We start from the raw sequence: 2,557 nt of genomic DNA on the forward strand, positions 1-2,557 counted from the left end.
CTACAACTTGGAACTGAGCAAAAAATGATTTATGAAAGAGGTCTAATAATCTTACACTTCTACAAGTTGAGAAAAACCCTACATTGTCATCTCAGGTGATTGAAAATACATTGTTCTTACCCTTTGAACACCCTCATGCTTTAATTGAATGGTTACAACGTGAGTTTTTATCAGGCACTCAATTGCCTCATTCAATTGAACAACCCATATTAATAGTACCCTCTTGTAGCGCCAAAATAGCATATCACTCATTTAAATTAATACTAGATGAGTTATTTCAGCCATCAGGTCATAGCAAATACATGATTAAAAATAGTGATAAACGTGTAGCTCTTATTGATCTGGAACAACATTGCTTCTATCCAGCAATCGACTGGTATCCGCAACCTGATTCAGAATTCAGCCTTGAACCTGCTGATCTAAATAGTATTGTGCAATTTCGCACTCAAGTGCGTCCAGAAGATCTTAACCAAGGGATTTGGAATTTTGTATGGCATCATTTGCAATTTGATGAACTTGAATATCCAGACTATTACCGCTTAGCTAAATGGCCACAAATTAAAGATTTCGACCAGCGCAAAGATCTATTCAAATTAGCTGCCCTTTTCAGTGAAGGTGCATCAGTTGCCTATGCACAACAACAGTTGAAATTAGGTGAAAAATATATTCATCAATTTCTATGTGCTTCACAACTAGCCAATATGCTTGAACCGATCTCATCGGATCAAGCCAAATTCGCACAGCATGCAACTGTCGCTGTTCAAAAGGAAGCTAATAAAATGATGGGTTTCTTTAGCAAGTTACGTAAGAAGCTCGGTATCTAGGAGTAATTCAGTTTGATCTTGCACCAATTTAAATTGGTATTTGCCGGTAGCATGGGTGCTGGCAAGGCTACAGCCATTCGCACCATTTCTAATATTGATGTATTAAGTACCGAAGCAATTAATACCGACCTTGAAGCACACCAGAAATCACTAACAACGGTCGGTATCGATTATGGTGAACTGGTCCTGGAAGATGGGGTCAAAGTCGGCTTATATGGCACACCAGGTCAGCAACGCTTTAATTTTATCTGGAACGTTATTACACAAGGTGCTATTGGAGTAATATTACTGATTGATGACAGTATTGACGAGCCATTAGAAGAACTAGAATTTTATCTGAATTACTTCAAAGATAAAGTTAAAAACGTTGTAATTGGCATTACACATATTGATAAGAAAGCTAAAAATAATGCTGCTCTCTATCATGGCTGGGCTGAAAAGCAAGACAGTACTTATCCAATCCTCTTTATTGATGCCCGTGAAAAAAATGATGTTTTAATGCTGGTTGATGCCTTGATCGCCACAGCTGAAGTTCAACTTACTGTCTGAAGAAAATTCCATGTCCTTAAATAATCTTGCAAAACGTACTGCTCCCCAAGAATTAACTGAATTTGCAGCCAAGCAGATTCAAGAACTCTTATTCAATGTGCAAGGTATAGAACTTATCATGCTGTGCTCTTCAGATGGATTTGAATTAGCCTCATTTGAAAAAATTAAAACTAACGGTAAAGGAAAACTTGCTGCCGTAAGTAGTTCTATTGTAGCTATGGTCCAGGCATTTATGCAGGAATTACAGCTGGAAGGCTGTCAAAGCATTACACTGGATGCTAATAATGGTAAAGCGATCCTAACTGCAATTCCGCATCCAAAGTTTCCTATGCTGATCCTAGCCATGACCACTAATGATGTACTTTTAGGTCAACTGTTATATTGCACGAAAAAAATTGCTCAGGATATTTCTAACTTTCAAATCTGATTCCATATGAATATTACAAGCTTGAGTCAGGCTTGTAATATTACATAATCAAGATTCATAATAACTACTCATAATTCCAGTCGAGATTCCTACGAGAAAAGCATATTTAAATATATGGTCGACTATAGCTGAACTAATTAAAAGTAAGACAAATAAAATGGCAGAGCCCAAACTAGCCATCACGGGAGCAGCTGTTACTTCTGCCTGATTTATAGGATGTTACTTAATCACAATTTTAATTTAAATAATCCTGAATAAAGAACCAGTAATTTAATGATCTAAGTTTCTATATAAACGTACAGCATATAACTAAAAAATAATATTTATATGTAAATCTTTCATCCTTTATGAAATATACACCGTAGATATCAATACCCTTCATATAAGGCATTTGAGTCTATCTACCGATAGCTCGCAAAACGTTTTATTACCACCATGGTGGTAGGTAAACAAAGTTATTCACCTTTCACCCGCCCTCCTAGGCACTGTAGCGAAGTATTTAATAGCGATACTGCACTTAAGCATCAGCTAAAAAACACTACTAAAATCGATTACAGGGAATTCATCCTAGAAGATAACAACCACTATGACTTTATATAATGAGCAAATTTTCTGCTGTAGCTTTATATAAAACTTAATATTTAGATGCTTTCTTAAATCTTGGCCATAAAAAAAACACCCCCTGCCATTTGGCAGGGGGTGTTTAAAATAATGAGCTGGCGATGACTTACTCTCACATGGGAAACCCCACACTACC

Annotated in this window: 3 protein-coding genes; all 3 read left to right on the forward strand. The window is 36.5% G+C overall.

Annotated elements, in window-relative coordinates; translation table 11 throughout:
• Positions 1-83 precede the first annotated feature (83 nt).
• Genes C8322_RS14160 through C8322_RS14170 form a run of 3 tightly spaced genes read left to right on the forward strand, consistent with a single transcriptional unit; the run spans position 84 to position 1,800 of the window.
• The gene (locus C8322_RS14160) at positions 84-824 is read left to right on the forward strand and encodes a hypothetical protein (RefSeq protein ID WP_004809606.1); all 741 of its coding nucleotides are present in this window, start codon (positions 84-86) and stop codon (positions 822-824) included.
• Positions 825-836: 12 nt separating this feature from the next.
• Positions 837-1,373, forward strand: coding sequence for a GTP-binding protein (locus C8322_RS14165; RefSeq protein ID WP_004809608.1), 537 nt, complete (start codon positions 837-839; stop codon positions 1,371-1,373).
• Positions 1,374-1,383: 10 nt separating this feature from the next.
• Positions 1,384-1,800 (forward strand): roadblock/LC7 domain-containing protein, encoded by a 417-nt coding sequence (locus tag C8322_RS14170; protein WP_004809610.1) that lies wholly within the window; start codon positions 1,384-1,386, stop codon positions 1,798-1,800.
• Positions 1,801-2,557: the final 757 nt, after the last annotated feature.

This window comes from Acinetobacter sp. SM1B, assembly GCF_003289665.1.
In the GTDB taxonomy this organism is placed as follows: domain Bacteria; phylum Pseudomonadota; class Gammaproteobacteria; order Pseudomonadales; family Moraxellaceae; genus Acinetobacter; species Acinetobacter schindleri.